We start from the raw sequence: 253 nt of genomic DNA on the forward strand, positions 1-253 counted from the left end.
CTGGTTTAGGCTGTTCCGCATTCGCTCGCCGCTACTAACGGAATCACTTTTGTTTTCTCTTCCTCAGGGTACTTAGATGTTTCAGTTCCCCTGGTATGCCTCTTCGTAACCTATGTATTCAGTTACGAGTGACTGGGTATTACTCCAGCCGGGTTTCCCCATTCGGACACCCCCGGATCAAAGCTTGCTTACAGCTCCCCGAGGCAGTTTCGTTGTTCGCCACGTCCTTCTTCGGCTCCTAGTGCCTAGGCAT

General features: G+C 51.8%; 1 rRNA gene. It reads right to left on the reverse strand.

What is annotated here, in order from left to right:
* A 23S ribosomal RNA gene (locus KJS57_RS26280) occupies positions 1 to 253 on the reverse strand; the annotation flags it as partial.

It is taken from the genome of Paenibacillus vini (assembly GCF_018403325.1).
GTDB classification, from domain to species: domain Bacteria; phylum Bacillota; class Bacilli; order Paenibacillales; family Paenibacillaceae; genus Fontibacillus; species Fontibacillus vini.